This window comes from Stenotrophomonas sp. YJH_SMC_120, assembly GCF_059368675.1.
The window spans coordinates 1-26,687 of sequence record NZ_JCAFRY010000026.1; the positions used below are offsets into that span (position 1 = coordinate 1).

Annotated in this window: 25 protein-coding genes; 8 read left to right on the plus strand and 17 right to left on the minus strand. The window is 66.6% G+C overall.

What is annotated here, in order from left to right:
* Positions 1 to 199: 199 nt before the first annotated feature.
* The 4 genes from AC5P60_RS19655 to ubiE all read right to left on the minus strand — a co-directional run bounded on the left by AC5P60_RS19655 (position 200) and on the right by ubiE (position 4,642).
* Positions 200 to 835: an HAD family hydrolase gene (locus AC5P60_RS19655; RefSeq protein ID WP_033834553.1), complete on the minus strand. Its 636-nt coding sequence runs from the start codon at positions 833 to 835 to the stop codon at positions 200 to 202.
* Complete coding sequence (locus AC5P60_RS19660; RefSeq protein ID WP_033834554.1) at positions 823 to 1,554, minus strand: lipoprotein; 732 nt, start codon at positions 1,552 to 1,554, stop codon at positions 823 to 825. The genes AC5P60_RS19655 and AC5P60_RS19660 overlap by 13 nt, the downstream gene beginning before the upstream one ends.
* Before the next feature lie 127 nt (positions 1,555 to 1,681).
* Complete coding sequence (locus AC5P60_RS19665) at positions 1,682 to 3,610, minus strand: M1 family metallopeptidase (RefSeq protein ID WP_483693639.1); 1,929 nt, start codon at positions 3,608 to 3,610, stop codon at positions 1,682 to 1,684.
* Positions 3,611 to 3,880: 270 nt separating this feature from the next.
* On the minus strand, positions 3,881 to 4,642 hold the full coding sequence (gene ubiE, locus AC5P60_RS19670) for a bifunctional demethylmenaquinone methyltransferase/2-methoxy-6-polyprenyl-1,4-benzoquinol methylase UbiE (protein WP_005411082.1): 762 nt from the start codon (positions 4,640 to 4,642) through the stop codon (positions 3,881 to 3,883).
* An 80-nt stretch (positions 4,643 to 4,722) separates the two neighbouring features.
* On the opposite strand from ubiE, the gene AC5P60_RS19675 reads away from it, so the two are divergent.
* The 4 genes from AC5P60_RS19675 (at position 4,723) to AC5P60_RS19690 (ending at position 6,535) form a co-directional block, all read left to right on the plus strand.
* On the plus strand, positions 4,723 to 5,175 hold the full coding sequence (locus AC5P60_RS19675; protein ID WP_033834555.1) for a nucleoside deaminase: 453 nt from the start codon (positions 4,723 to 4,725) through the stop codon (positions 5,173 to 5,175).
* Between the two features lie 198 nt (positions 5,176 to 5,373).
* Positions 5,374 to 5,634, plus strand: coding sequence for a hypothetical protein (locus tag AC5P60_RS19680; RefSeq protein WP_033834556.1), 261 nt, complete (start codon positions 5,374 to 5,376; stop codon positions 5,632 to 5,634).
* 75 nt (positions 5,635 to 5,709) lie between these two features.
* The gene (locus AC5P60_RS19685; RefSeq protein ID WP_005411085.1) at positions 5,710 to 6,045 is read left to right on the plus strand and encodes a hypothetical protein; all 336 of its coding nucleotides are present in this window, start codon (positions 5,710 to 5,712) and stop codon (positions 6,043 to 6,045) included.
* Between the two features lie 67 nt (positions 6,046 to 6,112).
* Positions 6,113 to 6,535, plus strand: a complete 423-nt coding sequence (locus tag AC5P60_RS19690; protein WP_005411086.1) for a low affinity iron permease family protein — start codon at positions 6,113 to 6,115, stop codon at positions 6,533 to 6,535.
* A gap of 83 nt (positions 6,536 to 6,618) precedes the next feature.
* Here AC5P60_RS19690 and smeF read toward each other — a convergent pair whose 3' ends face one another.
* The 3 genes from smeF to smeD form a co-directional block, all read right to left on the minus strand.
* Positions 6,619 to 8,019 (minus strand): multidrug efflux RND transporter outer membrane subunit SmeF, encoded by a 1,401-nt coding sequence (gene smeF, locus AC5P60_RS19695; RefSeq protein WP_138970161.1) that lies wholly within the window; start codon positions 8,017 to 8,019, stop codon positions 6,619 to 6,621.
* Positions 8,020 to 8,111: 92 nt separating this feature from the next.
* Positions 8,112 to 11,234 carry a multidrug efflux RND transporter permease subunit SmeE gene (gene smeE, locus AC5P60_RS19700; RefSeq protein WP_033835920.1) on the minus strand — a complete coding sequence of 1,041 codons (3,123 nt, stop codon included), beginning with the start codon at positions 11,232 to 11,234 and terminating at the stop codon, positions 8,112 to 8,114.
* 12 nt (positions 11,235 to 11,246) lie between these two features.
* Positions 11,247 to 12,431 carry a multidrug efflux RND transporter periplasmic adaptor subunit SmeD gene (smeD, locus tag AC5P60_RS19705; RefSeq protein WP_005411089.1) on the minus strand — a complete coding sequence of 395 codons (1,185 nt, stop codon included), beginning with the start codon at positions 12,429 to 12,431 and terminating at the stop codon, positions 11,247 to 11,249.
* Between the two features lie 226 nt (positions 12,432 to 12,657).
* On the opposite strand from smeD, the gene smeT reads away from it, so the two are divergent.
* Together smeT and AC5P60_RS19715 are read left to right on the plus strand one after the other, a co-directional pair.
* A complete protein-coding gene (gene smeT / locus AC5P60_RS19710; protein WP_005411090.1) occupies positions 12,658 to 13,317 on the plus strand; it encodes an efflux transporter SmeDEF transcriptional repressor SmeT in 660 nt (219 codons plus the stop codon).
* A 48-nt stretch (positions 13,318 to 13,365) separates the two neighbouring features.
* Entirely contained in the window at positions 13,366 to 14,358 is a 993-nt protein-coding gene (locus tag AC5P60_RS19715; RefSeq protein ID WP_483693641.1) for a Gfo/Idh/MocA family protein, read from the plus strand.
* Between the two features lie 96 nt (positions 14,359 to 14,454).
* Here the strand turns inward: AC5P60_RS19715 and hslU are convergent, their stop codons facing one another.
* The 8 genes from hslU to AC5P60_RS19755 all read right to left on the minus strand — a co-directional run bounded on the left by hslU (position 14,455) and on the right by AC5P60_RS19755 (position 21,940).
* The gene (hslU, locus tag AC5P60_RS19720; protein WP_005414521.1) at positions 14,455 to 15,828 is read right to left on the minus strand and encodes an ATP-dependent protease ATPase subunit HslU; all 1,374 of its coding nucleotides are present in this window, start codon (positions 15,826 to 15,828) and stop codon (positions 14,455 to 14,457) included.
* Positions 15,829 to 15,931: 103 nt separating this feature from the next.
* Positions 15,932 to 16,483, minus strand: a complete 552-nt coding sequence (gene hslV, locus AC5P60_RS19725) for an ATP-dependent protease subunit HslV (RefSeq protein ID WP_478427425.1) — start codon at positions 16,481 to 16,483, stop codon at positions 15,932 to 15,934.
* Between the two features lie 85 nt (positions 16,484 to 16,568).
* Positions 16,569 to 17,465 carry a tyrosine recombinase XerC gene (xerC, locus tag AC5P60_RS19730; protein WP_005411094.1) on the minus strand — a complete coding sequence of 299 codons (897 nt, stop codon included), beginning with the start codon at positions 17,463 to 17,465 and terminating at the stop codon, positions 16,569 to 16,571.
* 13 nt (positions 17,466 to 17,478) lie between these two features.
* Positions 17,479 to 18,153, minus strand: coding sequence for a DUF484 family protein (locus tag AC5P60_RS19735; protein ID WP_005411095.1), 675 nt, complete (start codon positions 18,151 to 18,153; stop codon positions 17,479 to 17,481).
* Entirely contained in the window at positions 18,150 to 19,001 is an 852-nt protein-coding gene (dapF, locus tag AC5P60_RS19740) for a diaminopimelate epimerase (protein WP_033834522.1), read from the minus strand. Before dapF ends, AC5P60_RS19735 begins: the two co-directional genes overlap by 4 nt.
* Complete coding sequence (gene lptM, locus AC5P60_RS19745) at positions 18,994 to 19,266, minus strand: LPS translocon maturation chaperone LptM (RefSeq protein WP_005411097.1); 273 nt, start codon at positions 19,264 to 19,266, stop codon at positions 18,994 to 18,996. The genes dapF and lptM overlap by 8 nt, the downstream gene beginning before the upstream one ends.
* 82 nt (positions 19,267 to 19,348) lie before the next feature.
* Positions 19,349 to 19,774, minus strand: coding sequence for a YbaN family protein (locus AC5P60_RS19750; RefSeq protein WP_033834523.1), 426 nt, complete (start codon positions 19,772 to 19,774; stop codon positions 19,349 to 19,351).
* Positions 19,775 to 19,828: 54 nt separating this feature from the next.
* On the minus strand, positions 19,829 to 21,940 hold the full coding sequence (locus AC5P60_RS19755; RefSeq protein WP_483693642.1) for a S9 family peptidase: 2,112 nt from the start codon (positions 21,938 to 21,940) through the stop codon (positions 19,829 to 19,831).
* Positions 21,941 to 22,095: 155 nt separating this feature from the next.
* Here AC5P60_RS19755 and AC5P60_RS19760 point away from each other — a divergent pair, with 155 nt between their 5' ends.
* The gene (locus AC5P60_RS19760) at positions 22,096 to 23,295 is read left to right on the plus strand and encodes a pyridoxal phosphate-dependent aminotransferase (protein WP_174842249.1); all 1,200 of its coding nucleotides are present in this window, start codon (positions 22,096 to 22,098) and stop codon (positions 23,293 to 23,295) included.
* A 123-nt stretch (positions 23,296 to 23,418) separates the two neighbouring features.
* Here AC5P60_RS19760 and AC5P60_RS19765 read toward each other — a convergent pair whose 3' ends face one another.
* A complete protein-coding gene (locus tag AC5P60_RS19765; RefSeq protein ID WP_049404079.1) occupies positions 23,419 to 25,515 on the minus strand; it encodes a prolyl oligopeptidase family serine peptidase in 2,097 nt (698 codons plus the stop codon).
* 69 nt (positions 25,516 to 25,584) lie between these two features.
* Positions 25,585 to 25,908, minus strand: a complete 324-nt coding sequence (locus AC5P60_RS19770; protein ID WP_049404081.1) for a hypothetical protein — start codon at positions 25,906 to 25,908, stop codon at positions 25,585 to 25,587.
* A gap of 128 nt (positions 25,909 to 26,036) precedes the next feature.
* Between AC5P60_RS19770 and AC5P60_RS19775 the strand changes: the two genes are divergently transcribed.
* Complete coding sequence (locus tag AC5P60_RS19775; protein WP_483693643.1) at positions 26,037 to 26,657, plus strand: lipocalin family protein; 621 nt, start codon at positions 26,037 to 26,039, stop codon at positions 26,655 to 26,657.
* Positions 26,658 to 26,687 lie beyond the last annotated feature (30 nt).

Genomic DNA, 26,687 nt, shown 5'->3' on the forward strand with positions numbered 1-26,687 from the left:
ACTGCCGGCCAGCGGCCGGCACTACCCCTTCTGCTGCCAGGCCGCCAGCCTGGCCACCGGTGTTCTGGTAGGTGTCGACCTTGGTCGACACTGCCGGCCAGCGGCCGGCACTACCCCTTCTGCTGCCAGGCCGCCAACCTGGCCACGGGTGTTCTGGTGGGTGTCGACCTTGGTCGACACTGCCGGCCAGCGGCCGGCACTACCCCTTCCGCTGCCAAACCGCCAGCAAGGCGCGGCAATCGGCGAAATGCCAGTCGGCGCTGCCGGGCCACGGGTTCTCCGGCAGATTGACCAGCACGGTGTGGGCGCCCGCGGCGCGACCGCACTCCAGGTCGTAGGCGTGGTCACCGACCATCACCGCGTGCGCAGCCCCGATGCCCCAGCGACGAAGATGCTGCTGCAGGCCATCCGGCGAGGGCTTGGGCACCGCTTCATCGCGACCGATGATGTCTGCGTCGTCGAACAACGCCCCGACCCCGATCGCCTCCAGCGTCAGCTTCGCCAGCGCATGGTCGTTGCGGGTCAGGATGCCCAGCCGGCAACCCGCCGCCGCCAGCGCGCGCAGCAGCTTCACCGCCCCCGGCGCTGGCAGCGCGTCCTCGGCCAGCGCGCGCTCGTGATCCAGCAACCACGCGCGCTTGGCCTGCGCCGGTGCGTCCGGCAGCGCCGCGATATGGTCGAGGATGTCCTCCTCGGCCGCGATCTCCAGCGCGCGGCGGATCGCGGCGAAGTCATGCACGGCCACCGTCAGTGTGCCGTCCATGTCGAACACCCAGTGCCGGATCGCGGACAACGCGTGCACTGCGCTGCCCGTCGCAACCCTCACTGCCACCACTGCGGCATGCGGCTGGCGTCGACACCGCCGGTTTCAAACACGGCCGTGCGCGTGCCACCGGCCTTGACCGGGAACTCGATGCTGATCGACTTGCCCTTGCGCGCCAGCTTCCACAGTGCCTTCTGATCGGTGATGAACAGGGCGATGGCTTCATCAGTCTTCGGGCGCCAGGCCGCCATTGGTACCGGCTTGCCGTCATCCACGGTCACTTTCACCGTGCATTGCGGGCAACGGAAATCACCGGCCTGCAGCACCAGGTAGGCATGCCGCTTCCACTCCGGATGATCGCGGAACACCAGCTGCACCGGTTTGGCACCGCTGCCATCCACGTCCACCCGTTCCTTGCTGTAGATCTGCGCCGAGACCTGGTTGCCCTTGCTGCCCACCGGAATCTGGTTGTACTGCCATAGCCCCTGCATGCGGCGCAGGTCGCGCGCGGCATCGCCCTTGGCCTTGACCTCGTCGAAGCCTGCGGCGATGCGCTCGGCGGCGGCGGTGTCCTTGTACTGGTCCAGCAGCGAGGCACCATGCAGGCGCGCGCGTTCCCAGTCCTGCGCGGCCACGGCCATGTCGTACTGCTTGGCCACGTCTTCGGCCTTGGCCTCCTTCTGCGCCTGCGCGGCGGCCGCAGCGGCTTCCTGCGCCCTGCGTTCCTCTTCCGGGTTGCTGCAGGCGGCCAGGGCCAGGGTGCAGGCGGTGAGCAGGATCAGTCGTTTCATGGCGGAGGTCCTATGCGAGTGCATCCCGATTCTATCGGCAGCGAAAAGCGGATACACCAACGGCGGGTTTCCCCGCCGTTGGTGGTGAAGCAGTGACCGGTTGCCGGCCAGCGGCCGGCACTACCGCTTACTTGGCTTCAGCCTTGGCCAGCATGTCCTGGACCGAGGCGGTGGTGATCGGGTGGTAGCCCGGTTTGGCCTTTTCGAAGGCCTGCTTGGCCAGTTCCAGACCCTTCGGGGTCTTCACCAGTTCGGCGTAGATCGGCAGGATCAGCTTGCGACGGCCGACGCGCTCGATGAATGCAGCCGCCCCTTCATTGGCCTGCTCGTAGCCGCTGCGGATCGCCAGCGGGTACCAGCGCATGGCGATCTCGCCATTGGGGGTGCCGGTGAAGTGGAAGGCCTTGTCCAGCGTGGCCAGCTTGTCCAGCGGCTGGGTCGCACCGAGGCCGTCGATGAAGCGCACCCATTCCTGGGTGCTCCAGTCGGCGATGACCTGGCTGCTGGGCACGGTGCCGGCGCTGGCGAATGCGATGCGCGCGGTATCGACGCTGCTGAAGTTGCGTGACTGCGCCTTGGCCGCGAACGCCGGGATGCCCGGCTCGTCCAGCCACGCCTTCAGTTCGGCCTCGGTCACGGCCGACGGATTCTTCGGCAGCAGGTTCTTCTTCATGTACGCGACGAACTGGTCGGTGTTCGCGCTCTGGAAGGCGTGGTCATCGAACCAGCCCCGCAGGAACGGATCGAAGGTCTCGCGGCCGAAGCGCTGCTCCAGGAACTCCAGGAACCATGCACCCTTGACGTAGGCGACCTGGCTGAGCGCTTCGTCGGGATCACGCTCGTTCAGCGGCGGCAGCGCCAGTGCCTGGTCGGCCGGGCTCATGTCCTTCACTTCGGCCAGCAGGTCGGTCTGGTCGATCTGCTTCTCCATCTCGGCCATCTCCTTGCCGTACAGGGCTTCGGTGATGCGGCCCTGGACGTAGGTGGTGAAGCCTTCATTGAGCCAGATGTCCTTCCAGCTGGCGTTGGTCACCAGGTTGCCCGACCAGCTGTGCGCCAGCTCGTGGGCCACCAGCGAGACCAGCGACTTGTCGCCGACGATCACGGTCGGGGTGGCGAAGGTCAGGCGCGGGTTTTCCATGCCGCCGAACGGAAACGACGGCGGCAGCACCAGCATGTCGTAGCGGCCCCAGCGGTATTCGCCGTACAGCTTCTCGGCGGCACCGATCATCTTCTCGGTGTCTTCGAATTCCTTGGCGGCCTTGTTGACCATGGTCGGCTCGGCCCAGACGCCGGAGCGGCCGGAGATCGGCTCGAACACCAGGTCGCCGGCCGCGATGGCCAGCAGGTAGGACGGAATCGGCTGCGGCATCTTGAAGGTGTAGTCACCGTCACGCGCCGCCTTCGGATCGTTGTCGGCGCTCATCAGCACCATCACGTCCGGGCGCGAGACCACGTGCGCGCTGTAGGTGAAACGCACGCTCGGGGTGTCCTGCAGCGGCACCCACGAACGGGCGTGGATGGCCTGCGACTGGCTGAACATGAAGGGCAGCTTCTTGCCCTCGGTCATCGACGGTGCCAGCCACTGCAGGCCCGATGCGGTCGGCGTGGTGTGGTAGGTCACTTCCACCTTGGCCGGCTGTTCCGGGGCCTCGATGGTCAGCTTGCTGCCGAACACCTTGTCAGCGGCGGCCAGCTCGAACTTCAGCGGGCTGCGCGCGCCATCGGCGGCGACGGCCTCGACCTTGGACACGGTCAGCTCGCGGGTGTCGAGCACCAGCTGCCTGGCGTCCTTCTGCTTCCATTCCAGGGTGTAGGTGGCGGTGCCGCCGATCTGCTTCTGGTCGAAGTCCAGCTTCAGATCCAGCGCGATGTCCTTGATGACGACCTTGTCCGGCTCGGCGTACGAGCTTTCGTCGTGGCTGCGGTTCTCGGCGTTCACGGGGGCGGCAGGGGCCTTTGCGGCAGTCGGGGCGGCGGCGGGCGCGGCCGCCTCCTGGGAGCAGCCGGCGGCCAGGGCCACGGCCAGCGGAAGGAGCATCAGCGGATTACGCATGAATCGGGACCGTTACGGGGATCAAACCCCAATGGTACCTCCCTCCGGCCCGGCAGGCGTTGCGCGGTGCGGGGTAATGGCAGGCAAGCCGATCCTGCGCCTCGGGCGCATGCCAACCAAGGTTGGCATCTACAGGCAGGTACCAACCTTGGTTGGCACGGATCCATCAACGCATGCGGCAGGTCCGTGCCGACCAAGGTCGGCACCCACCAGAGCGGATCACCGCAGCGGGCGAGCACCAACCAAGGTTGGCACCCACCAGAGCAGGGCTTACAGCTTGTAGCCGGAGTGGATCGAAACGATGCCGCCGGTCAGGTTCTTGTAGTGGCAGCGCTCGAACCCGGCCTGCCCCATCATCGCCTTCAGTTCATCCTGCGGCGGGTGCTTGCGGATGCTCTCGGCCAGGTACTGGTAGCTGTCCGAGTCATTGGCGAACAGCTTGCCCAGCTTCGGCAGAATCTTGAACGAGTGGAAGTCGTAGATCGGCTTGAACCAGTCCGCGGTGACTTCGGAGAACTCCAGCACGCGGGCCTGGCCGCCCACCTTCAGCACGCGGTACATCTCGCGCAGGCCAGCGTCCTTGTCGGTCACGTTGCGCAGGCCGAAGGCGATGGTGACCAGGTCGAAGCTGTTGTCCGGGAACGGCAGGGCCTCGGCGTTGCACTGCACGTAGTCCAGGCCGAGCACCAGGCCGCGGTTGGTCAGGCGGTCACGGCCGACCGACAGCATGCCGGCGTTGATGTCGCCCAGCACCACCGAGCCCTCGGCGCCGACGCGCTCCTTCAGCAGGGCGGCGATGTCACCGGTGCCGCCCGCCAGATCGAGCACGCGGTCGCCCGGCTTCACCTGCGCGGTGGCCACGTAGTAGCGCTTCCACGCCCGGTGCACGCCCAGGCTCATCAGGTCGTTCATCAGGTCGTAGTTGCGCGCGACCGAGGTGAACACCTGGCCGACCAGCTTCTGCTTGTCCTTGGCGGCGACGTCGCGGAACCCGAAATGGGTGGTACCGGCTTTGTAGGGGGATTCGCTCATGGCCCCGATTATCGCACCGCCGGGGGCCAGCGGCACCCCCTGCCCGTATCATGGCGGACCACGACTTACCGGAGCCCCGCATGATCACCACGCCCGACTACCAGGCCCTGCTGCAGACCGCCATCGCCGAAGCCCGCCAGGGCCTGGCCGAGGGCGGCGTGCCGATCGGCGCGGCCCTGTACCACAACGACGGCCGCCTGCTTGGCTGCGGCCACAACCGCCGCGTGCAGGAAGGCGACCCGTCGGTGCACGGCGAGACCGATGCGTTCCGCAAGGCCGGCCGCCAGCGCCGTTACCAGGACACGATCATGGTCACCACCCTGGCACCGTGCTGGTACTGCTCTGGCCTGGTGCGCCAGTTCAACATCGGCACCGTGGTGGTGGGCGAATCGCGCACCTTCCAGGGCGGCATCGACTGGTTGCGGGAAAATGGCGTCAACGTGGTCGACCTGGACAGCCAGGAATGCGTGGACCTGCTGGGCGGCTTCATTGCGCAGTACCCGGAGATCTGGAATGAAGACATCGGTGAATGATCACCACGCAATGTCCTGTTGAACCCGTTTAATGAACGCTTCAGTGCCGGCACGCCCTAGTGCCGGCAGCGTTTGCGGCCATTGCCGTGAACCAGTGCACAGTCAGCTGCGCAACGTGCACACGCTGCGATAACACCCCGCCCGGCTGCCGCGCCTAGGGTGGGGTTACCGGGACTTCTTTCCCCGGCGGAGCCAGCCATGTGCGCGCACGCCGTACGACCTGCACCAGACTCGATCCTCGACCCGATCCGCGAACGCCTGCAGCGGCAATATGCACTGCACCGGCGCGGCGCGTTGTTCTGGACCGCCTACCAGCGCATGCAACTGGAGCTGGTCCGTCGCCATCCGCTCGACCACGAGCGCCTGTGCAACGCGATGGCCACCCTGGCCGAAGATCTCGGTGCCGTCGAGCACGCGCAGTTGATCGGACATGACAACGCCAGCTCCACATCGCGCTGACGCGGCATGCACCGCCACATACGCCACACTCCGATGAACCCCCACTCCCTTTCCACTCAACCGAACTGGATTGTCATGCACGCTGAAGTCCCCACCATTCCTCCGGTCATCAACGTTGACGCCGAGCTGGATCACTGGCGCCGCCAACATGCCGAAGGCGCACTGCCGCACAACTCGTTCGGCTCGTACGTGCCGTGGATCAAGTTTGCCTGCGATTCGCTGATCACCCAGCCGCGCGCCAGCGAGGCCGAACGTGACGAGATGTTCCAGACCCAGTACGCCCTGCAGATCATGCCGCGACTGAGTGAAGCCCAGGCCCGCGAATTCGTCGACCGTTGCTGGCAGCACGTCTACCAGAGCAGTCCGGTGCGCAGCCTGCAGGCACCGCGGCTGCAGCGCATGCGCGCCTGACCGCCGCTGCACGGCGCCTGCACGGGCCACTGCCGATCATCCTCGTCACCTGGGTGGGACGACGACGATGAAAGTACGAAACCTGTTCAATACGATCGCCAAGAAGGCCGCGGCCGCCACCGGCTCGCCGTGGACCTTCCTGGCTGCAGTAGCGATCGTGGTGATCTGGGGCATCAGTGGCCCGGTGTTCGGTTTCAACGACACCTGGCAGCTGGTGATCAACACCGGCACCACCATCATCACCTTCCTGATGGTGTTCCTGATCCAGCACACACAGAACGCGGACACCGCCGCGATGCAGATCAAGCTGGACGAGCTGATCCGGGCGACGGCCGAAGCCAACAACGAACTGTTGGATCTGGAAGAACTGGACGAAGCGCGCCTGGAAGAGATCCGCGCCGAGTACGAGCAGATGGCGCGCGAAGCCGGTGATGCGCTCGCGCGCGTTCGCGCCTGCCATGCAGCGCGGCGCGACGATGAAGCGGTGTAGCGGGCCCGGGAATGACAATGCCGGCCAGCGGCCGGCACTACCATCGATCATCAGGGTAGAGCCGGCCGCTGGCCGGCTGTCCTTCAGCTGCGCTCGTGCCAGCCACCGCCCAGCACCTTGTACAGGGTGATGCGGTTGGCCTGCTGCGCCAGCTGCGCCTGCAGCTGGGTCTGTTGTGCGTTGTAGGCCGTACGACGTGCATCCAGCAGGGTCACGAAGCTGTCCAGGCCCGCGTCGTAGCGCGCCTGCGACAGGCGGTTGGCCTGTTCGGCCGCTTCCACCAGGCGCTGCTGTGAACTCACCTGCTCGTCCAGGCTGACATTCAACGCCAGCGCATCGGCGGTTTCGCGGAAGCCCACCTGGATCGACTTCTCGTACTGCGCCAGAGCGATATCACGATCCGCGTTGGCGATGGCCAGGTTGGCGCGCAGCTTGCCGCCCTGGAAGATCGGCAGCGTGATCTTCGGCAGGAAGCTCCACACGCGCGTACCGCTGTCGAACAGGTTGGACAGTTCGCTCGAACCACTGCCGATGCTGCCGGTCAGCGAGATGCTCGGGAAGAACGCCGCGCGTGCCGCACCGATGTTGGCGTTGGCCGCCAGCAGCTGGTGTTCGGCGGCCATGATGTCCGGGCGCTGCAGCAGCACGTCGCTGGGCAGGCCGGCCGGCGGCGGTGCCAGTGCAAGCAGCTGCGGCTCGATGCTGTCCGGCAGCAGCGCCGGATCCAGCTGGCCACCGGCCAGCAGCGCCAGCGCGTTGCGGTCCTGGGCCAGCTGGCCACGCAGGCGTGCGGCGTCCGTACGCGCGGTCTCGACCAGGGTACGGGTCTGGGTCAGCTCCAGCGCCGAACTGCCACCACGTTCGTGGCGGGCCTCGGCCAGGCGCAGCGAATCCTCGTAGGTCTTCAGCGTGGCATCGGCGATCTTCAGCCGCTGCGCGTCGGCACCGTAGGTCAGCCATGCGGTGGCCGTCTCGGCCACCAGGCTCAACTGCGCGTTGCGGCGGTTGGCGGCGACGGCGAAGTACTGCTGCAGCGCGGCTTCACTGAGATTGCGCACGCGGCCGAACAGATCCAGCTCGAACTCGGCCACGCCGACACCGGCGGTGAACTGTTCGTTGACACCGGCGTCGGTGCCCTGGCGCTGCATCTGGCCGGTAACGGCCACGCCGGGCACGCGATCAGCGCGCTGCACACGGTACTGGCCGCGCGCGCGCTCAACGTTGAGCACGGCCACGCGCAGATCGCGGTTGTTCTGCAGCGACTGGTCGATCACCTGCTGCAGGCGCGCATCGGTGAAGAAGTCGCGCCAGCCGACGGCGGCGACATCGGCCACCTCGCCCTGCGCGGCCTCGGCCGGCCACTGCGCCGGGATCGCCGGGGCGACAGCGGTGTTCTTCGGCACCAGGGTGGAGCAGCCGGCGAGCGCGAGCACAGCGGCAATGGAAAGGAACAGGGATGCACTTTTCATGGGAATGACTTCCATCGGTACTGCCGGATGGCAGGAGGTCATGCCGGCCAGCGGCCGGCACTACCGTTTCGACAACGCCAGCCTGAGGCCGGCATGACCGTTTCAGGTCACGTCGTGGATTTGCGCTTGAACACGCGCTGCACCACCACGAAGAACAGCGGCACGAAGAACACGCCGAGCACGGTGCCGACGATCATGCCGCCGAGCACGCCGGTGCCGATCGCCTGCTTGGCGCCGGAACCGGCACCGGTGGAGATCGCCAGCGGTACCACGCCCATGCCGAAGGCCAGCGAGGTCATCACGATCGGGCGCAGGCGGTCGCGCACGGCATGCATGATCGATTCGATCAGGCCTGCGCCCTTCTCCAGGTTCTCCTTGGCGAACTCCACGATCAGGATCGCGTTCTTGCTGGTCAGGCCCACCGTGGTCAGCATCGCCACCTGGAAGTAGATATCGCGTTCCAGGCCCTTGAAGGTATTGGCCAGCACCGCGCCGAGGATGCCCAGCGGGGCCGCCAGCAGCACTGCGGTCGGCACGCTCCAGCTTTCGTACATCGCGGCCAGACACAGGAATACGATCATCAGCGAGAGCGTGTACAGCAGTGGCGTCTGCGAGCCAGCCTGGCGCTCCTGGTACGACATCGCCGTCCATTCGATGCCGAAGCCCGCCGGCAGCTGCTTGGCCAGCTGTTCGATCTCGGCCATGGCATCACCGGAGGCGACACCCGGGGCCGGTTCGCCCTGGATTTCCATGGCCGACACACCGTTGTAGCGTTCCAGGCGCGGCGAACCGTAATCCCAGTGCTTGGTAGCGAAGGCACTGAACGGCACCATTTCACCCTTGTCGTTCTTCACGGACCAGAGATCGAAGTCCTCCGGCACCATGCGGAACGGCTGGTCGGCCTGCACGAACACACGCTTGACGCGGCCACGATCGACGAAGTCGTCGATGTATGAGCTGCCCCACGCGGCGGCCAGCGTGCCGTTGATCTGGTCGATCGACAGCCCCAGCGAGGTCGCCTTGGCCGCGTCGATGTCGATACGGAACTGCGGCGTGTCCTCCTGGCCGTTCGGGCGCACGTTGGCCAGCTTCTTGCTACCGGCGGCGAGGCCGAGCAGCTGGTTGCGCGCGGCCACCAGTGCCTCGTGGCCCTGGCCGCTGTTGTCCTTCAGGAAGAAGGTATAGCCCGAGGCGGTGCCCAGTTCCGGGATGGCCGGCGGCGGGAAGGCGAAGATGAAGGCATCCTTGATCTGGCCCAGGGCCGCCATCGCGCGTCCGGTGATCGGCATCACGCCATTGTTGGCGTCACGCTCGCTCCAGTCCTTCAGCTTGACGAACGCCATGCCGGCGTTCTGGCCCATGCCGGCGAAGCTGAAGCCCTGCACCGAGAACACCGAGTCCACCGCTTCCTTCTCATTCTGCAGGAAGTGGTTTTCCAGTGCCGCGATCGATTCCAGCGTACGTTCCTGGGTGGCACCCACCGGGGCCTGCACCAACGCCATCAACACGCCCTGGTCTTCGTTGGGCAGGAATGAGCTGGGCAGGCGCACGAACAACACGCCCATCAGCACGAACAGCGCCGCCACGATGCCCATGAAGCGCCACGGGCGATGGATGATGCCGCGCACGCCACGCTGGTAGCTTTCGCTGGTGCGGTCGAATCCACGGTTGAAGCCATTGAAGAAGCGACCGGCCAGGCCGCGGTGGGCGACGTGGTGCTCACCCTTCTTCAGCGGCTTGAGCATGGTCGCGCACAGCGCCGGGGTCAGCACGATCGCGACCAGCACCGACAATGCCATCGCCGAGACGATCGTGGCCGAGAACTGGCGGTAGATCACGCCGGTGGAGCCACTCATGAAGGCCATCGGCACGAACACCGCCGACAGCACCAGGCCGATGCCCACCAGCGCGCCGGTGATCTGTCCCATCGACTTGCGGGTCGCCTCGAGCGGCGACAGTCCTTCCTCGGACATGATGCGCTCGACGTTCTCAACCACCACGATGGCATCGTCCACCAGCAGGCCGATCGCAAGCACCATCGCGAACATGGTCAGCATGTTCACCGAGAAGCCGAGCATGGCCAGCACGCCGAAGGTACCCAGCAGCACCACCGGCACGGCGATGGTCGGGATCAGGGTGGCGCGGAAGTTCTGCAGGAACAGGTACATCACCACGAACACCAGCACGATCGCTTCGATCAGGGTCTGCACCACGCCCTTGATCGACACGCGCACGAACGGGGTGGTGTCGTACGGGACCTCGGCCTTCAGCCCGGCCGGGAAGAAGCTCTTCATGTCTTCCAGCGCGGCATTCACACCGGCGGCGGTATCGAGCGCGTTGGCGCCGGTGGCCAGGGTCACCGCCAGGCCGCTGGCCGGCTGGCCGTTGTAGCGGGTGACGAAGTCGTAGGACTCGGCACCCAGCTCGACGCGGGCGACATCCCCCAGGCGCAGCTCGGCACCGTCCTGCGCACCGCGCACGATGATGTTGCGGAACTGTTCCGGGGTCTGCAGGCGCGACTGCGCGTTGATGGTGGCGTTGAGCTGCTGGCCCTTGATCGACGGTGCACCGCCAAGCTGGCCGATGGCCACCTGCGCGTTCTGTGCCTTGATCGCTGCGGTCACTTCCGCAACCGACAGGCCATAGGTATGCAGCTTGTTCGGATCCAGCCAGATGCGCATGGCGTACTTGCCACCGAACACCTGGATGTTGCCCACGCCCGGCACGCGGCTCAGGCGATCGACGACATTGGAACCGACGTAGTCGGCGATGTCGTTGGCGTCCATGCTGCCGTTCTCGGACACGAACGCGATGACGTTCAGGAAGCCCGAGCTGGACTTGGCCACGTTGATGCCCTGCCGCTGCACTTCCTGCGGCAGCAGCGGCATGGCCAGCTGCAGCTTGTTCTGCACCTGCACCTGGGCGATGTCCGGGTTGGTGCCGCTCTCGAAGGTCAGGGTGATGGTGGCCTGGCCGTTGGACGAGCTGTTGGAGGAGAAGTAGATCAGGCCATCAAGGCCCTTCATGTTCTGCTCGATGATCTGCGTCACCGAGTCCTCGACCACCTTGGCCGATGCACCCGGGTAGGTGGCGCTGATTTCCACCGCCGGCGGTGCGACGTTGGGGTACATCGAGACCGGCAGCTTGAACAGGGCCAGGCCGCCGGCGAGCATGATGATGATGGCGATCACCCACGCGAAGATGGGTCGATCGATGAAAAAGCGTGCCATGGGGTTCTCCGCTTACTTCGCGTCGCCGGCCGGGGCGGCAGGCTGGGCGGCCGCTGCCGGCTTGGCCGGAGCAGCGCCCTTCTCGGTGGCCTTGACCGGCATGCCGGGGCCGATCTTCTGCAGGCCTTCGACAATGACCTTGTCGCCGGCCTTCAGACCGTCCTCGACCAGCCACTTGTCGCCGACCGTGCGGCTGACCTTGACCGGGCGCACTTCGACCTTGTTGTCCTTGCCGACCACCATCGCGGTCGTGTCGCCCTTCGGATCGCGAGCGATGCCCTGCATCGGTACCAGCACCGCATCGCTGCGCACGCCGCCGCCGATCACCGCGCGCACGTAGGTGCCCGGCATCAGCAGGCCGTCCGGGTTGTCCACCTTCACGCGCAGGCCGAAGCTGCCGGTGGCTGGATCGACGCTCACTTCAGAGAACTCCAGCGTGCCCTTGTGCTCGAAGGTGCTGCCGTCTTCCATCAGGATGCTGACCGGCAGCGTCTGGTTGTCCTGCAGGCGGCCGGCAGCCAGTTCGCGGCGCAGCTGCAGCAGCTCGGCCGAGGACTGGGTCAGGTCGACGTAGATCGGGTCCAGCTGCTGCACGGTGGCCAGTGCATTGGCCTGGCCGGCGCTGACCAGCGCACCCTGGGTAACGCTGGACTTGCCGATGCGGCCGCTGATCGGCGCGGTGATGCGGGCATAGCCGAGGGTGACGTTGGCCGCGTCCAGCGAGGCCCTGGCGGCACCGACATCGGCCTCGGCCTGCTTCTGCGCGGCCACGGCGTTTTCCAGGTCCTGCTGGCTGACCGCGTCGACCTTGGCCAGCTCGGTGATGCGCTTGGCGCTCAGGCGCGCGGCGTTGGCCGTGGCTTCGGCGCGGGCCAGCTGGGCGCGGGCGCTGTTGGCCTGGGCGCGGTAGCTGGCGTCCTCGATCTGGTAGAGCGGCTCGCCGGCCTTGACCATGCCGCCTTCGGTGAACAGGCGCTTGGCAACGATGCCGTTTACCTGCGGGCGCACTTCGGCGACCAGGAAGGCGTTGGTACGGCCCGGCAGTTCGCGGGTCAGGCCCACGGTCTCGGACTTCAGCGTGACCACGGTGACGTCACCCGGGCCCTGCTCGGGGGCCTGGGGTTGGCCGCCGCAGGCAGCCACGGCTGCGGCGATGGCCAGCGACAGTGCAAAGGGTCGGATTCGGCTCAGCAACATGACGGAAAGGCTCTTGAAGGAAAGGATCTCAGCCGGCGCTGATACGGCGGACCCTTCGACCGGTAAAGGTGAAGACCGTGAGAACAGCGCCCACCCGGGTGGAGCGGGAGCCGGACCGGCCTGCCACGCACACGACGGGAATGATGGGAGCGAAATATACATACATGCTTGTTTGTTTGTAAACCGGTACAATTCAGCCACGTTTCACCCGCACTCGTACCTACCCATGGCCCGCAAGACCAAAGAGGACACCCAGGCAACCCGGGAAGGCATCCTTGACGCCGCCGAAGCCTGCTTCCATGAACACGGCGTGGCCCGTACCACGCTGGAGATGATCGGCGCCCGCGCCGGCTATACCCGTGGCGCGGTCTACTGGCACTTCAAGAACAAGAGCGAGGTGCTGGCCGCGATCGTCGAACGGGTGCACCTGCCCTTCATGCAGGAACTGGAGCGCACCTCGACCGACCAGCGCGACACCCCCGTGCACGACCTGCGCGCGGTGATGATCCACTCCTTCATCGAGCTGTCCGAAGACGAGCGCCTGCGCAAGACCATGGAGATCATGCTGCGCAGCGATGCCTCGGCCGACACCAGGGTGCTGACCGAAATGCAGCAGGCCGGATTCCGCGATGCGCTGGACCGGATGGAGCGTGCCCTGCGCCGTGCCCGCGATCTGGGCCAGCTGCGCGAAGGCGCCGACCCCAAGATCGCCGCGCGCATGCTGCATGCCACCGTGCTGGGCGTGCTGCACGGGGCGATGGTCGAACCGGACCTGATGGACCTCAAGCGCGACGGCATGCTCGCACTGGACATGACCCTGGCCGCCTACGTGAAGGACGGCGTGTTCGTGCCGGGCACTGTGCCCGAGCCGCTGCCCGAGGCGTGAGTGGCGCTGCTGCCGCCGCCGCCGCCGCGCCCATCTGAGGACAGCCCCGTGATCCTGGACAACGTGGTGTGGGGCTTCATCGGCTGTGGCAGCGTCACCGAGAAGAAGAGCGGCCCCGCCCTGGCCAGCACACCCGGGTCACGGGTGGCAGCGGTCATGCGCCGCAATGCGGGATTGGCCGAGGATTATGCGCGGCGCCACGCGATTCCGCGCTGGTACGCGGACGCCGACGCACTCATCGCCGATCCGGAAGTGAACGCGGTGTACGTCGCAACGCCGCCCTCGACGCACATGCAATACGCGCTGCAGGCGATCGCCGCGGGCAAGCCGGTCTACATCGAAAAGCCGATGGCCATGGACCACGACGAGTGCCAGCGCATCATCGCGGCCAGCGCCCGCAGCGGCGTGCCCGTTTTCGTGGCCTACTACCGCCGTGCCCTGCCCCGCTTCGCACAGGTGAAGCAGCTGCTGGACAACGGCGCGATCGGAACGCCGCGCAGCGTGCGCGCCACCCTGCATCGGCCGCATTCGGCGAATGCAGCATCGCCCAACTTCTGGCGGACCAATCCGTCGATCGCCGGCGGCGGGCTGTTCGTCGATCTGGGCTCGCATACCCTGGACCTGCTCGACCATCTGCTGGGGCCGCTGAGCGACGTGCGTGGCCTGGCCAGTTCGCTGACCGGCGCCTACGCCGCCGAGGACAGTGTCTCGATGTGCTTCCGTACCGGCAGCGGGGCGCACGGCATCGCGCAATGGAGCTTCTGCGCGTTCCGCCGCCAGGATGAGGTCGAGATCACCGGCGACCGCGGGCAGCTGCGCTTTGCCACCTTCGAAGACGTTCCAGTGGTTCTGGAGACCGAAGCGGGCATGCAGGCATTCGACGTCCCGAACCCGCCATCGGTCCAGCAGCCATTGATCGCCTCCCTCGTGGACGAGCTGCGCGGCAACGGCCGTTCGCCCTCGACCGGCATCAGCGCCGCCCGCACCAGTGCGGTGATCGACCAGGTGCTGCGGGACTACCGCACCCGGCAGTCGCGCTGACCGCACAAGAAAATGGCCGCCCTGCGGCGGCCCTTTCTGTTGCAGCGGGCGGGGTCAGAGCCCTCGCTGGGGCGAGGGATCCGACTCCAACGGGCATTACAGGATGTAGCGGCTCAGGTCCGGGTCCTGCACCAGCTCACCCAGGTGCTTGTCGACGTAGGCGCTGTCGATCGCCAGGCTTTCGCCATCGCGGTCCGGTGCCTCGTAGCTGAGCGAATCCAGCAGGCGCTCCAGCACCGTATGCAGGCGACGGGCACCGATGTTCTCCTGGCGCTCGTTCACCTGGAAGGCGATTTCGGCCAGGCGCTCGATGGCGTCGGCGGTGAAGCTGACCTTGACGCCCTCGGTAGCCAGCAGCGCCTCGTACTGCTTGGTCAGCGCGGCCTTCGGCTCGGTCAGGATGCGCACGAAATCACCCTTGCTCAGCGCACCCAGTTCAACGCGGATCGGGAAGCGACCCTGCAGCTCCGGAATCAGATCGCTGGGCTTGGCCAGGTGGAACGCACCGGATGCAATGAACAGGATGTGGTCGGTCTTGATCGTGCCGTACTTGGTGGACACGTTGGAGCCTTCCACCAGCGGCAGCAGGTCGCGCTGCACGCCTTCGCGGGAGACATCGCCGCCGCCCACGTTATCGCCACGCTTGGCGACCTTGTCGATCTCGTCGATGAAGACGATGCCGTGCTGCTCGCAGGCCTCGATCGCCGCAGTGCGGATATCGTCCTCATTGACCAGCTTGCCGGCCTCTTCCTCGATCAGCAGCGGTCGCGCGGCCTTGATGGTCAGCGTGCGCTTGTGCGCCTTCGCGCCGCCGCCAAGGTTGGCGAACATCGACTTCAGCTGCTGGCCCATTTCCTCCATGCCCGGCGGGGTCATGATGTCCATGCTGACATTGGCGGCCAGGTCGAGTTCGATCTCGCGCTCGTCCAGCTCACCGTTGCGCAGCATCTTGCGGAACTTGATGCGGGTCTCGTTGTCCTGCGCCGACGGTTCGTTGCGGGCGACTTCCGGATCGAAGCCGATGCCACCGCTGCGGCGCGGCAGCAGCGCATCGAGGATGCGGTCTTCGGCGCGTTCCTCGGCCTGGGTACGCACGCGCACCTTGGCCTGTTCGCGGTACAGCTTCACTGCCGTATCGGCGAGGTCGCGGATGATCTGCTCGACGTCCTTGCCGACGTATCCGACTTCGGTGAAGCGCGTGGCTTCGACCTTCACGAACGGCGCGTTGGCCAGCGTGGCCAGGCGACGCGCGATCTCGGTCTTGCCGACGCCGGTCGGGCCGATCATCAGGATGTTCTTCGGCATCACTTCATTGCGCAGCTCAGGCACCAGCTGCATGCGGCGCCAGCGGTTGCGCAGGGCGATGGCCACGGCGCGCTTGGCGTCGTGCTGGCCCACGATATGCCGGTCCAGTTCCTGCACGATCTCGCGCGGGGTCATGGTGGCGGAGGAAACTTCGATCTTCGACATGGATGTGCTCACGAATTCGTTGTCGGTCGCGCCGGCCGCTGGCCGGCAACCAGGCACGCGTGTGGGGGATCATGAGGTTGCCGGCCAGCAGCCGGCGCGACCCTCAGAGTTCCTCGACCACCACGTTGCGGTTGGTGTAGATGCAGATATCGCCGGCAATGCCGATCGCTTCGCTGGCGATGGTGCGCGCATCCAGTTTGGTGTGTGCCATCAACGCGCGTGCAGCCGACAGCGCATAGGAACCACCCGAGCCGATGGCGATGATGCCGTCCTCCGGTTCGATCACATCGCCGGTGCCGCTGATGATCAGCGAGGTTTCCTTGTCGGCCACGGCCAACAGGGCTTCAAGCTTTCCGAGGCGGCGCTCGGTGCGCCAATCCTTGGCCAGTTCGACCGCAGCACGCTGCAACTGGCCGTGCTTTTCCAGCTTGGCCTCGAACAGCTCGAACAGGGTGAAGGCATCGGCGGCGGCACCGGCAAAGCCGGCCAGCACCTGGCCATCACGACCGAGGCGGCGCACCTTGCGCGCATTGCCCTTCATCACGGTGTGGCCCAGCGTGACCTGGCCGTCGCCGGCAATGGCCACGTGCTCGCCGCGACGGACGCAGACGATGGTGGTGGCGTGGAAAACGTTGGGGTTCTGACTGGGGTCCATGATGCCTCCGGGGTGACAGAACCAGAGGTGGGGACTGCCCTGCGCCCTTCAAGCCACCCGCGACCGGCTGCCGCACGGGCAACGTTCAGCTTTCTCCGCTGCCCTCGCTGCTGCTTCGACGCTTCGCGCGCGGATGCGCCGCGTCGTAGACCTTGGCCAGGTGCTGGAAATCCAGGTGGGTGTAGATCTGGGTGGTGGCGATGTCGGCATGGCCCAGCAGCTCCTGCACGCCGCGCAGATCACCGGATGATTCCAGGATATGGCTGGCGAAACTGTGCCGCAGCATGTGCGGGTGCACGTGCTTGAACAGGCCCTGGCGCTGCGCCAGCTGGCGGATGCGGATCTGCACCGCGCGTTGGCTGATCGGTCCGTTGCGGCCGGGAAATACCGGCGAGGCCGGACCACCGCCACTTTCGGCGCGCCACGCCTGCAGCGCTTCGCGCGCCGGCCGGCCGAACGGCACGCGGCGCTGCCGATTGCCCTTGCCCAGCACGTTGACCAGCCCGCTGTCGAAATCCAGATCGCGCCAGGTCAGCGCGCAGACTTCGCTCAGGCGCAGGCCGGAAGAATAAAAAAGTTCCAGCAGCGCGCGGTCACGGCGGCCGAGTTCACCTTCCGGCTCCAGCTCGACCAGCTGCACGGCCTCATCGGCGTCGAGGACCTGTGGCAACCGGCGCGGCGCGCGCGGCGCCTTCAGCGTTGCTGCAGGACTGACCTCGATGCGGCCGTGCTTGAGCAGCCAGGCATAGAAGCTGCGGCAGGCGGACAAGCGGCGCTGCAGGCTCTTGGCCGACAGGCCACGGCGGTGCTCATCGGCGACGAACTGGCGCAGCGCGTCGGCATCGAGTGCCTCCACTGCAACACCGCGCGGCTCGGCCCAGACCGACAGCGCGTCCAGGTCACGGCGGTAGGCATCGAGCGTATGCGCCGACATCCGCCGCTCCACCTGCAGATGCTGCAGGAAGGCCTGTACCGCGCTCATCGTCGTGTCCTGCTCAGCCCGGGAAGCGCTTCAGGCCGGCGACCAGGGCGTCGCCCATCATGCGCAGGAACAGCGTGCCCATGCCCGGATAGAAACGGTTCGGATCGTGGCTGCCCACCGCAATCAGGCCCACGCCCGGCAACGGCAGCAGCGCGGTGGTCTGCACTTCCTCGCTGCGCACGCCATACAGCACGGCATTCTTTTCCGGCTGCAGGCGGCCGCAGATCGGCTCGCCGTCCTTCAGGCAGTCGCGGAACGGGCCGAGCTGCGGATCATCGGCGGCGATCACCTGCAACCAGTCGGCCTGTTCCAGCCCGGCCACCGGCGTGTGCACCACCAATCGCACCAGGTCGCCGGCGAAATCTTCCTGCAGCGAGGCCGCCATCGCACGCAGGGTGTCGGCGGCGTTGTCCTGCTTCATCAACGCCAGGGTCAGCTGGTGCGTGCGCACCGCCAGGCGTTCGTTGACCTGGGCAGTCGCGCCCAGGTCGGCCAACCGTCGTGCCAGCTCGCGGTTCTTCTCGCGCAGCACTTCCAGCTGGTAGCTGGCCAGCGACGCGGTCGGGCCGTCGTCACGCGGCACCACCAGGGTCAGGGCCAGGTCCGGGAACTGCTTGAGGAAGCCGGGATGTCGCCGCAACCAGGCAGCGACCTCGTGGGCCCCGAGCTTGTCGACGGTTTCGGTCATGCCATCCACTCCCCTTCGAAGACGAATGCGGTCGGGCCGGCCATCACCACAGGCTGGCCATCGCCCGGCCACTGGATGCGCAGGTCACCGCCGGGCAGGCTGATGCGTGCATCACGCTGCAGGCGGCCGCGCTGCATCAGGGTCACCGCAGCGGCGCAGGCGCCACTGCCGCAGGCCAGGGTTTCGCCGACGCCGCGTTCATTCACACGCAGGCGAGCATGCGCCGGGCCCATCACCTGGGCGAAGCCCACGTTCACCGAGCGCGGGAACGAGGCATGCTGCTGCAGCAGCGCACCGACGCGCTCGACCGGTGCAGCATCGATCAGGCCCACTTCGATCACTGCATGCGGGTTGCCCATCGACACCGCAGCGAAACGCACGCTTTCGCCCTGCAGCGGCAGCAGGTATTCCTCGCGCGCGTGGGCGAAACCCACCAGCGGCACGTTGGCCGGCTCGAACGCCGGCACGCCCATGGTCACCGCGAACTGGCCATCGCCCAGCACTTCCACCTCATGGCTGGCCAGCGGGCTGTCGATGACGAAGCGGTCGCCCTGCGCACTGCCTTCGCGCACCAGCCAGGCGGCGATGCAGCGCGCACCATTGCCGCACTGTTCGGAATTGGAGCCGTCGGCATTCCAGATGCGGTACGACGCCACCGAGCCTTCCGCGCGCGGCGCTTCGATGGTCAGGATCTGATCGCAGCCGACGCCGGTGTGGCGGTCGGCCAGCTGCGCGGCCAGTTCAGGCGTGGGCGGCGCGGTGCCGTCACGCAGGTCGATCACTACGAAATCATTGCCCGCGCCATGCATCTTGCTGAAGCGCAGGGCCTTGGAACCGGCCTTACTCATTCCCGCCGCCCACCTTCTTCGCAGGCGCAGGCGCCGGTTGCGTGGTCGGTGCAGCCGGCTCCACGGTCGTGGCCGGGGTGCCGCTGCCTTCGGTCTGCGCCGGGGTCGCTTCGGTAGCGGGCTCGGCAACAGGTTCGACGGTTTCTTCCACCGGCACCGGCTTCTGCGGCAGTACCAGCGGGCCCTTGTTGCCGCAGGCGGCGAGGAACAGCAGCGAAGCCGCTGCCAGCGGAATCAGGATGGCGTTTCGATGGGGGATCTTCATGCCCCGAGTATAGCCATTGGCGGCTGAGCGGTTGGTGCAGGGGATCGGGTTGCCGGCCAGCGGCCGGCACTACCGCAGGTGCTCAATCCGCGGGGGGCGGCAGTGGCCGGGTCCACAGCCAGATCGCCACCACGGTCATGCTGCCGATCGAGAACCACTTCACCCAGGCAATTGGCACGCACCAGAGCATGATGCCGGCGCATACCGCCATGGTGATCGTGGCCATCCACTTGCCGTAGCGGCTGACCGCCCCGTGTGCCTGCCAGTTGGCGATGGCCGGGCCGAAGCGTGGATGCTGCAGCAGCCAGTTGTGCAGGCGCTCGGAGCCACGCGAGGCGGCCCAGGCCGAAATCAGGATGAATACGGTGGTCGGCAGGCCCGGCACGAAGATGCCGACGATGCCGGTGCCGAGGCTGACATAGGCCAGCAGCCACCACGCCCAGCGGAAACGCACCACGCGCGGTGGCGTGGTGGCACCGCGAGGGACGGAAGGATCTGGCGCGCTCATGGCCGCAAGGATACCGGTTCAGGGTGCCAGGCAGTGCCCGGCACCCTGTCGCGATCACGGCTGGGCGATGCCCAGCTGCTGCAGTACGAACGCGTACGACTCGGACAGCTCGCGATAGCGCTGGAAGCGCCCCGACTTGCCGCCGTGGCCGGCTTCCATGTTGGTGCGGAACAGGATCGGGTAGTGGCCGGTGTTGTCGTCACGCAGCTTGGCCACCCACTTGGCCGGTTCCCAGTACTGCACCTGCGAATCCCACAGGCCGGTGCCCACGAACAGCGCCGGGTACGCCTGCTGCTTCACGTTGTCGTAGGGCGAGTAGGACAGCATGTAGTCGTAGAACTGCTTCTGCTCCGGGTTGCCCCACTCGTCGTACTCGTTGGTGGTCAACGGAATGGTCGGGTCGAGCATGGTGGTCACCACATCGACGAACGGCACCTGGGCCACCATCACGCGGTAGTCCTGCGGCGCCTGGTTGGCCACCGCGCCCATCAGCAGGCCACCGGCACTGCCGCCGGATGCCGCCACGCGATCCTTCGCCGCCCAGCCCTGCGCCACCAGGCCACGGGTGACGTCGATGAAGTCGTTGAAGGTGTTCTGCTTGTGCAGCAGCTTGCCGTTCTCGTACCAGTCGCGTCCCATTTCCTGGCCACCGCGGATGTGGGCGATGGCATACACCACGCCGCGGTCGAGCAGGCTCACCGCGGTCTGGTTGAAATACGGATCCATCGACATGCCGTAGCTGCCATACGCGTACTGAAACAACGCGCCCTTGCCATCCTTCTGGTAGCCCTTGCGGTAGACCAGCGACACCGGCACCTTCACGCCATCGCGTGCGGTGATCCAGACGCGGTCGGTTTCGTACTTCGACGCTTCATAGCCGATCACCGGCTGCACCTTCAGCTGGCGGCGCTCACCGGTGGCGGTGTTCAGTTCGAACACGGTGGTGGGGGTGGTCATCGAGGTGTAGACGTAGCGCAACCAGGGCGTATCGGCCTCGGTGTTGTCGCCCAGGCCCATCGAGTACGCCGGCTCGTCGGCCTTCACGTAGTCGCTGCGGCCATCCTTGAACAGCAGGCGGATGCGTTCCAGGCCCTCGGAGCGTTCGGCGATGGCGGTGTAGCCATCGAACAGTTCGAAGCCTTCGATGAACACCGCATCGTCGTGCGCGATCCAGTCCTTCCACTGCGCACGCGAGGTCGCATCGGTCGGTGCGGTGACCAGCTTGAAGTTCTTGGCACCGTCATTGGTACGGATCACCCAGCGGCCATCGTAGTGGTCGGCGTCGTACTCGACATCGCGCTGGCGCGGCGCCAGCACGGTGAAGTGGGTCGGGTCGCTGGCCGGCGCGTAACGCTCTTCCGAGGACACGGTGCTGTGCACGCCGATGGTGATGAAGCGATCGTCGCGGGTGCGGCCGATGCCCATGTAGAAGCTGTCGTCCTTCTCTTCGTAGACGACGGTGTCGGCGCTGGCCGGGGTGCCCAGCACGTGCTTCTTCACGCGCACGGTCAGCAGCGTTTCCGGATCGTTCTCGACATACAGCACGGTGCGGTTGTCGTCGGCCCAGACCAGGTCGCCCGAGCTGCCGGTGATCACATCGGGCAGCACCTTGCCGGTGGCCAGGTCCTTGAAGCGGATGGTGTACTGGCGGCGGCCGACATCATCATCGGCCCAGGCCAGCAGCTGGTTGTCCTGGCTGACTTCCATCGAGCCGACGCTGAAATAGCCCTTGCCGGCAGCCATCGCGTTGACGTCCAGCAGGATTTCCTCGGCGGCCTCCATGCTGCCCTTGCGGCGCGCATGGATCGGGTAGTCCTGGCCGGTCTCGAAGCGGCTGTAGTACCAGTAGCCACGCTCGCGCGCCGGCACGCTGGAATCGTCCTGCTTGATGCGGCCGACGATCTCCTTGTAAAGGGTGTCTTCCAGCGGCTTCAGCGGCGCCAGCAGCTGGTCGGCATAGGCATTCTCGGCCTGCAGATAGGCCAGCATGTCCTTGTTCCCGCGCTTGTCGTCGCGCAGCCAGTAATAGTCATCGTTGCGGGTCGCGCCGAACGGCGCCTTGACCACATGCGGATGCTTGGCGGCATCCGGCGGAACGGGCGGAGTGGCGGCGGTGGCAGTGGTGGTCATCAGGCTGGCAAGCAACAGGCAGAGGGTGGATTTCATGAGATAGGGCTCCTTGAGGGGCAATGCAATGGCGTCCTTGCGCCCGAGTCTGGGTTGCGGAAGGACGGTGGGCAACCCTGCGGAACGTCATGGTGGCCATGCCTGCCGGCACTGCCAGAGCGCGTGACCCCGGTGCGCGGCGTACCATGGGCTGCATGAGTACCCTGCCCCATACGCCGGGCTACAGCCGGCGCAGCCATGAAATCGCCCCGTTCCACGTGATGTCCCTGCTGGCCCGCGCGCAAGCGCTGGAACAGGCCGGCCACGACGTGATCCACCTGGAAATCGGCGAACCGGACTTCACCACCGCCGAACCGATCGTGCGTGCCGGCCAGGCCGCATTGGCCGCCGGCCATACCCGCTACACCGCCGCACGTGGCCTGCCCGCCCTGCGCCAGGCGATCAGCGGCTTCTATCGCAGCCACTACGGGCTGGACATCGACCCCGAACGCATCCTGGTCACCCCCGGCGGCTCCGGTGCGCTGCTGCTGGCCAGCAGCCTGCTGGTCGATCCCGGCCGCCACTGGCTGCTGGCCGACCCTGGTTATCCGTGCAACCGCCACTTCCTGCGCCTCGTTGAAGGCGGCGCACAGCTGGTGCCGGTCGGCCCGGACACTGCCTACCAACTCACACCGTCGCTGGTGGAACAGCATTGGAATGCCGACAGCGTCGGCGCGCTGGTTGCCTCACCGGCCAACCCGACCGGCACCGTGCTCTCCGCCGACGAACTGGCCGCCCTGTCGAAGACCCTGCACGCGCGCGGTGGTCACCTGGTGGTGGACGAGATCTACCACGGCCTCACCTATGGCCTGGATGCACCCAGCGTGCTGCAGGTGGATGACAGCGCATTCGTGCTGAACAGCTTTTCCAAATACTTCGGCATGACCGGTTGGCGGCTGGGCTGGCTGGTGGCACCGCCAGCAGCCGTGCCGGACCTGGAGAAACTCGCGCAGAACCTGTACATCAGCGCGTCGAGCATCGCCCAGCATGCCGCACTGGCGTGTTTCAGCGACGAAGCGATGTCGATCTTCGAACAGCGTCGCGAAGCGTTCCGCCAGCGCCGCGACTTCCTGCTGCCCGCGCTGCGCGAGCTGGGCTTCCGCATCGAAGTCGAGCCGCAGGGTGCGTTCTACCTGTACGCCGATGTCAGCGCATTCACCGATGACGCACAGGCGTTCTGCGCCCACTTCCTGGAAACCGAGCACGTGGCATTCACGCCCGGGCTGGATTTCGGCTTCCATCGCGCCAACCAGCACGTGCGCCTGGCCTATACCCAGGAAGTGCCGCGGTTGCAGGAGGCGGTGGCACGGATCGCGCGTGGGTTGCAGCGTTGGCAGGGATCACGTTGGCGGTAGTGCCGGCCGCTGGCCGGCAACCCGGGAATGCGTGAATGATGCGGTTGCCGGCCAGCGGCCGGCACTACCGGATAAAGAAAAACGCCGCCCCGGGGGGCGGCGTTTTCCGTTCTGCCTGTCTGCTTACTTACCGCCCAACCGCTCCCACAGGAAGCTGTAGGCCAGCGCCGACATGTGTGCGGCCTGCGCGTTGTTGGCTGCACCGCCGTGGCCACCTTCGATGTTCTCGTAGTAGGTCACGTCCTTGCCGGCGTCGATCATCTTCGCCGCCATCTTGCGGGCGTGGCCCGGGTGCACGCGGTCATCGCGGGTGGAGGTGGTGAACAGCACCGGCGGGTACTTCTTCTTCGCGTCGAACAGGTGGTACGGCGAGAAGGTCTTGATGAACGCCCAGTCGCTGGTATCCGGGTTGCCGTATTCGGCCATCCACGAGGCGCCGGCCAGCAGATGGCTGTAGCGCTTCATGTCCAGCAGCGGCACCTGCACCACCACCGCACCGAACAGTTCCGGGTACTGGGTCAGCATGTTGCCGGTCAGCAGGCCACCGTTGCTGCCGCCCTGCACGCCCAGGTGACTGGCGCTGGTGATCTTGCGCTTGACCAGATCGCGTGCCACCGCGGCCATGTCTTCATAGGCCTTGTGGCGGTTCTGCTTCAGCGCCGCCTGGTGCCAGCGCGGGCCGTATTCGCCGCCGCCACGGATGTTGGCAACCACGTACACGCCGCCCTTTTCCAGCCAGGCGCGGCCCATGCCACCGGAGTAGCCCGGGGTCAGCGAGATCTCGAAACCACCGTAACCGTACAGCAGGGTCGGGTTGGAACCGTCCAGCTTCATCGCCTTGTCGTGCACCACGAAGTACGGCACGCGGGTGCCGTCCTTGCTGGTGGCGAAGTGCTGCTCGATCACCTTGCCCTTGGCATCGAAGAAGGCCGGCATGGTCTTCAGCGTTTCCGGGGCCTGCCCGATCTCGGCCAGCGCCAGGGTGGTCGGGGTCAGGTAGTCGGTGGCGGTCAGCCACACCGCGTCGCTGTCGTTGCTGTCGACAGCAGCCACGCCCAACGTGCCGAAGGCCGGCGCGCCGACGAAGCGACTGGTCTGCCAGCCATTGGCGCCCGGGGTCAGCACCGACAGGCGGTTCTTGACGTCGTCCAGCACGTTCAGCACCAGGTGGCTCTTGGTCCAGGTGGCGCTGGCCAGCGAGGTGGTCGCGGTCGGGGTGAACAGCACGTCGAACTCACGCTTGCCGGCCAGGAAGTCATCCAGCCTGGTCGCCAGCAGCGAACCGGACGCATAGGTCTTGCCACCCACGGTCCACGGATCACGCAGCTCCAGGGTCAGCCACTGCTTGTGCAGGCCCTTCTCAGCCGAGTTCGGCGCATCGATCTTGGTCAGCGTGCCATCGTCGCCACGCAGGTAGATCTCGTTGTTGTAGAACGCCAGCGTACGGCTGACCAGGTTGCGCTCGAAGCCCGGGGTGTCATCGTGCATCGCCGCGATGTACATGTCTTCCGGCTTGCCTTCATACACCACGCTGGCGGAGGCCATCGGCGTACCACGCTTCCACAGCTTGGCCACGCGCGGGTAGCCGGAGGTGGTCATCGAGCCGGCACCGAAGTCGGTGTAGACGAATACGGTGTCGCGATCGATCCAGTTCAGGCCGCCCTTCGACTCCGGACGGAAGAAGCCGTCCTTGATCCAGGTCTTGTTGGCCAGGTCGAACTCGCGGGTCACGTCGGCGTCGGCACCACCGCGCGACAGCGCGATCAGGCAGCGGCTGTAATCCGGGCGCAGGCAGTCGGCGCCGTGCCAGACCCAGTTCTCGCCCTCGGCCTTGTTCAGGGCATCGAGGTCAAGCACGGTCTCCCACTGCGGCGAGGCCTTGCGGTACTCGGCCAGCGTGGTGCGGCGCCACAGGCCACGCTCGTGCTGCTGGTCCTTCCAGAAGTTGTAATAGTAGTCACCGATCTTCTGCACGGCGGGAATCTTGGCATCAGAGTCGAGCACCTCGCGGATGCTGGTCTCCATCTGCTTGAAGGCCAGGGTCTGCGCCAGGCGCGCCTCGGACTTGGCGTTCTGTTCCTTGACCCAGGACAGCGGCTTGTCGCCGGTGACGTCCTCCAGCCAGGCGTAGCGATCGGTGTCTTCAGCAGCCACGGCGGTCCCCACCGAGGCAGCGGTCATCATGCCAGCCAGCAGGCAGGCGGAAGCGAGTCGAGACATTGCAGCTCCAGGCAGTCATAAGCCGTGGAACGCTAGCATGGATCGCTGCAGCCGCCCCCGTGTCGAAGGTCAGGCCGTGGCCGTAGCGCGGCGACGGCGGGGCGTCCCGGCGGTGCGACGATGTGCCTGTCCACCGGTGCGACGGGCCAGCCGCAGCCACGACAGGCGCGGCACAGGGAAGCGCAGCAGCGCCCACCAGGCCACCAGCGGCATGCCCACCAGCCACATCGGCAGCCAGCCCAGCCAGGCGTTGCTGCCGCGCGCGGCTGGCCAGACCAGTACCAGCGCCAAGCCGGCCAGGGCCACCTGCCGCACGCTGCGCAGCAGGCGCGGATCGGCGCGTTCAATGATGACGCGTTCAGTTGCAGGGCGGCGGACGGAACGTGCGTTCATGGGGCTTCTCCGGTGGACAATGCAACACAGCTTGGGCAAGGCCCTTCTCACAGGTTGCGACACCATTGACGGATCGCGCACGCTCAGTCGACCATGCTCAGGCAAAGCCCTTCTGAGCCCGCTCCCGCATGACTTCGATCCGCCCGCTCTGCGCCATGCTGTTGGCCCTGTCCCTGGCGGGCCCCGCCGTGGCCGCCAGTGAGCCGCCATCGCCCCGCGCCAGCACCCCGCGCGCGACCGACCCGGATGCGCCGACCAACCCGGATGCGCCGATCGACCTGAAGCGCTTCATGGGCACCTGGTACGTGATCGGCCGCGTGCCGAACTTCATCGAACGTGGCCATGTGGCCAGCGTCAACGACTACGAACTGCGCGACGAGCACAAGGTCGGCATCACCTACCGCTACCGTGATGGCTTCGGCGAACCGCTGCAGGAAGTGCGTGCCCGCGCCAGCGTCGACCCGGACAGCGGCAACCACGGCTGGCGCACCTGGTTCTACCGCGTCGTGCCTACCCATTCGCGGGTGCTGGAAGTGGCACCGGATTACTCGTGGGCACTGATCGGTTACCCGGGCCGCGAGATGGCCTGGATCTTCTCGCGTACGCCGGACATGGACAAAGCCCTGTACAAGGAGCTGGCCGAGCGCCTGCGTGACGAGTACGGGGTGAACACCGACAAGCTCAAGCGCGTGCCGCAGCACCCGGAGCAGGTCGGGAAGCTGGGTTACGAAGTACCGAACGTGCGTTGACCGCACGTGGGATTGCCGGCCAGCGGCCGG

Bases quoted from the DNA above. Each gene is read 5' to 3' on its own strand.
- AC5P60_RS19660 (WP_033834554.1), bottom strand. From the start codon at position 1,554: ATGAAACGACTGATCCTGCTCACCGCCTGCACCCTGGCCCTGGCCGCC.
- AC5P60_RS19665 (WP_483693639.1), bottom strand. From the start codon at position 3,610: ATGCGTAATCCGCTGATGCTCCTTCCGCTGGCCGTGGCCCTGGCCGCC.
- ubiE (WP_005411082.1), bottom strand. From the start codon at position 4,642: ATGAGCGAATCCCCCTACAAAGCCGGTACCACCCATTTCGGGTTCCGC.
- AC5P60_RS19675 (WP_033834555.1), top strand. From the start codon at position 4,723: ATGATCACCACGCCCGACTACCAGGCCCTGCTGCAGACCGCCATCGCC.
- AC5P60_RS19680 (WP_033834556.1), top strand. From the start codon at position 5,374: ATGTGCGCGCACGCCGTACGACCTGCACCAGACTCGATCCTCGACCCG.
- AC5P60_RS19685 (WP_005411085.1), top strand. From the start codon at position 5,710: ATGCACGCTGAAGTCCCCACCATTCCTCCGGTCATCAACGTTGACGCC.
- AC5P60_RS19690 (WP_005411086.1), top strand. From the start codon at position 6,113: ATGAAAGTACGAAACCTGTTCAATACGATCGCCAAGAAGGCCGCGGCC.
- smeF (WP_138970161.1), bottom strand. From the start codon at position 8,019: ATGGAAGTCATTCCCATGAAAAGTGCATCCCTGTTCCTTTCCATTGCC.
- smeE (WP_033835920.1), bottom strand. From the start codon at position 11,234: ATGGCACGCTTTTTCATCGATCGACCCATCTTCGCGTGGGTGATCGCC.
- smeD (WP_005411089.1), bottom strand. From the start codon at position 12,431: ATGTTGCTGAGCCGAATCCGACCCTTTGCACTGTCGCTGGCCATCGCC.
- smeT (WP_005411090.1), top strand. From the start codon at position 12,658: ATGGCCCGCAAGACCAAAGAGGACACCCAGGCAACCCGGGAAGGCATC.
- hslU (WP_005414521.1), bottom strand. From the start codon at position 15,828: ATGTCGAAGATCGAAGTTTCCTCCGCCACCATGACCCCGCGCGAGATC.
- hslV (WP_478427425.1), bottom strand. From the start codon at position 16,483: ATGGACCCCAGTCAGAACCCCAACGTTTTCCACGCCACCACCATCGTC.
- xerC (WP_005411094.1), bottom strand. From the start codon at position 17,465: ATGAGCGCGGTACAGGCCTTCCTGCAGCATCTGCAGGTGGAGCGGCGG.
- AC5P60_RS19735 (WP_005411095.1), bottom strand. From the start codon at position 18,153: ATGACCGAAACCGTCGACAAGCTCGGGGCCCACGAGGTCGCTGCCTGG.
- dapF (WP_033834522.1), bottom strand. From the start codon at position 19,001: ATGAGTAAGGCCGGTTCCAAGGCCCTGCGCTTCAGCAAGATGCATGGC.
- lptM (WP_005411097.1), bottom strand. From the start codon at position 19,266: ATGAAGATCCCCCATCGAAACGCCATCCTGATTCCGCTGGCAGCGGCT.
- AC5P60_RS19750 (WP_033834523.1), bottom strand. From the start codon at position 19,774: ATGAGCGCGCCAGATCCTTCCGTCCCTCGCGGTGCCACCACGCCACCG.
- AC5P60_RS19755 (WP_483693642.1), bottom strand. From the start codon at position 21,940: ATGAAATCCACCCTCTGCCTGTTGCTTGCCAGCCTGATGACCACCACT.
- AC5P60_RS19760 (WP_174842249.1), top strand. From the start codon at position 22,096: ATGAGTACCCTGCCCCATACGCCGGGCTACAGCCGGCGCAGCCATGAA.
- AC5P60_RS19765 (WP_049404079.1), bottom strand. From the start codon at position 25,515: ATGTCTCGACTCGCTTCCGCCTGCCTGCTGGCTGGCATGATGACCGCT.
- AC5P60_RS19770 (WP_049404081.1), bottom strand. From the start codon at position 25,908: ATGAACGCACGTTCCGTCCGCCGCCCTGCAACTGAACGCGTCATCATT.
- AC5P60_RS19775 (WP_483693643.1), top strand. From the start codon at position 26,037: ATGACTTCGATCCGCCCGCTCTGCGCCATGCTGTTGGCCCTGTCCCTG.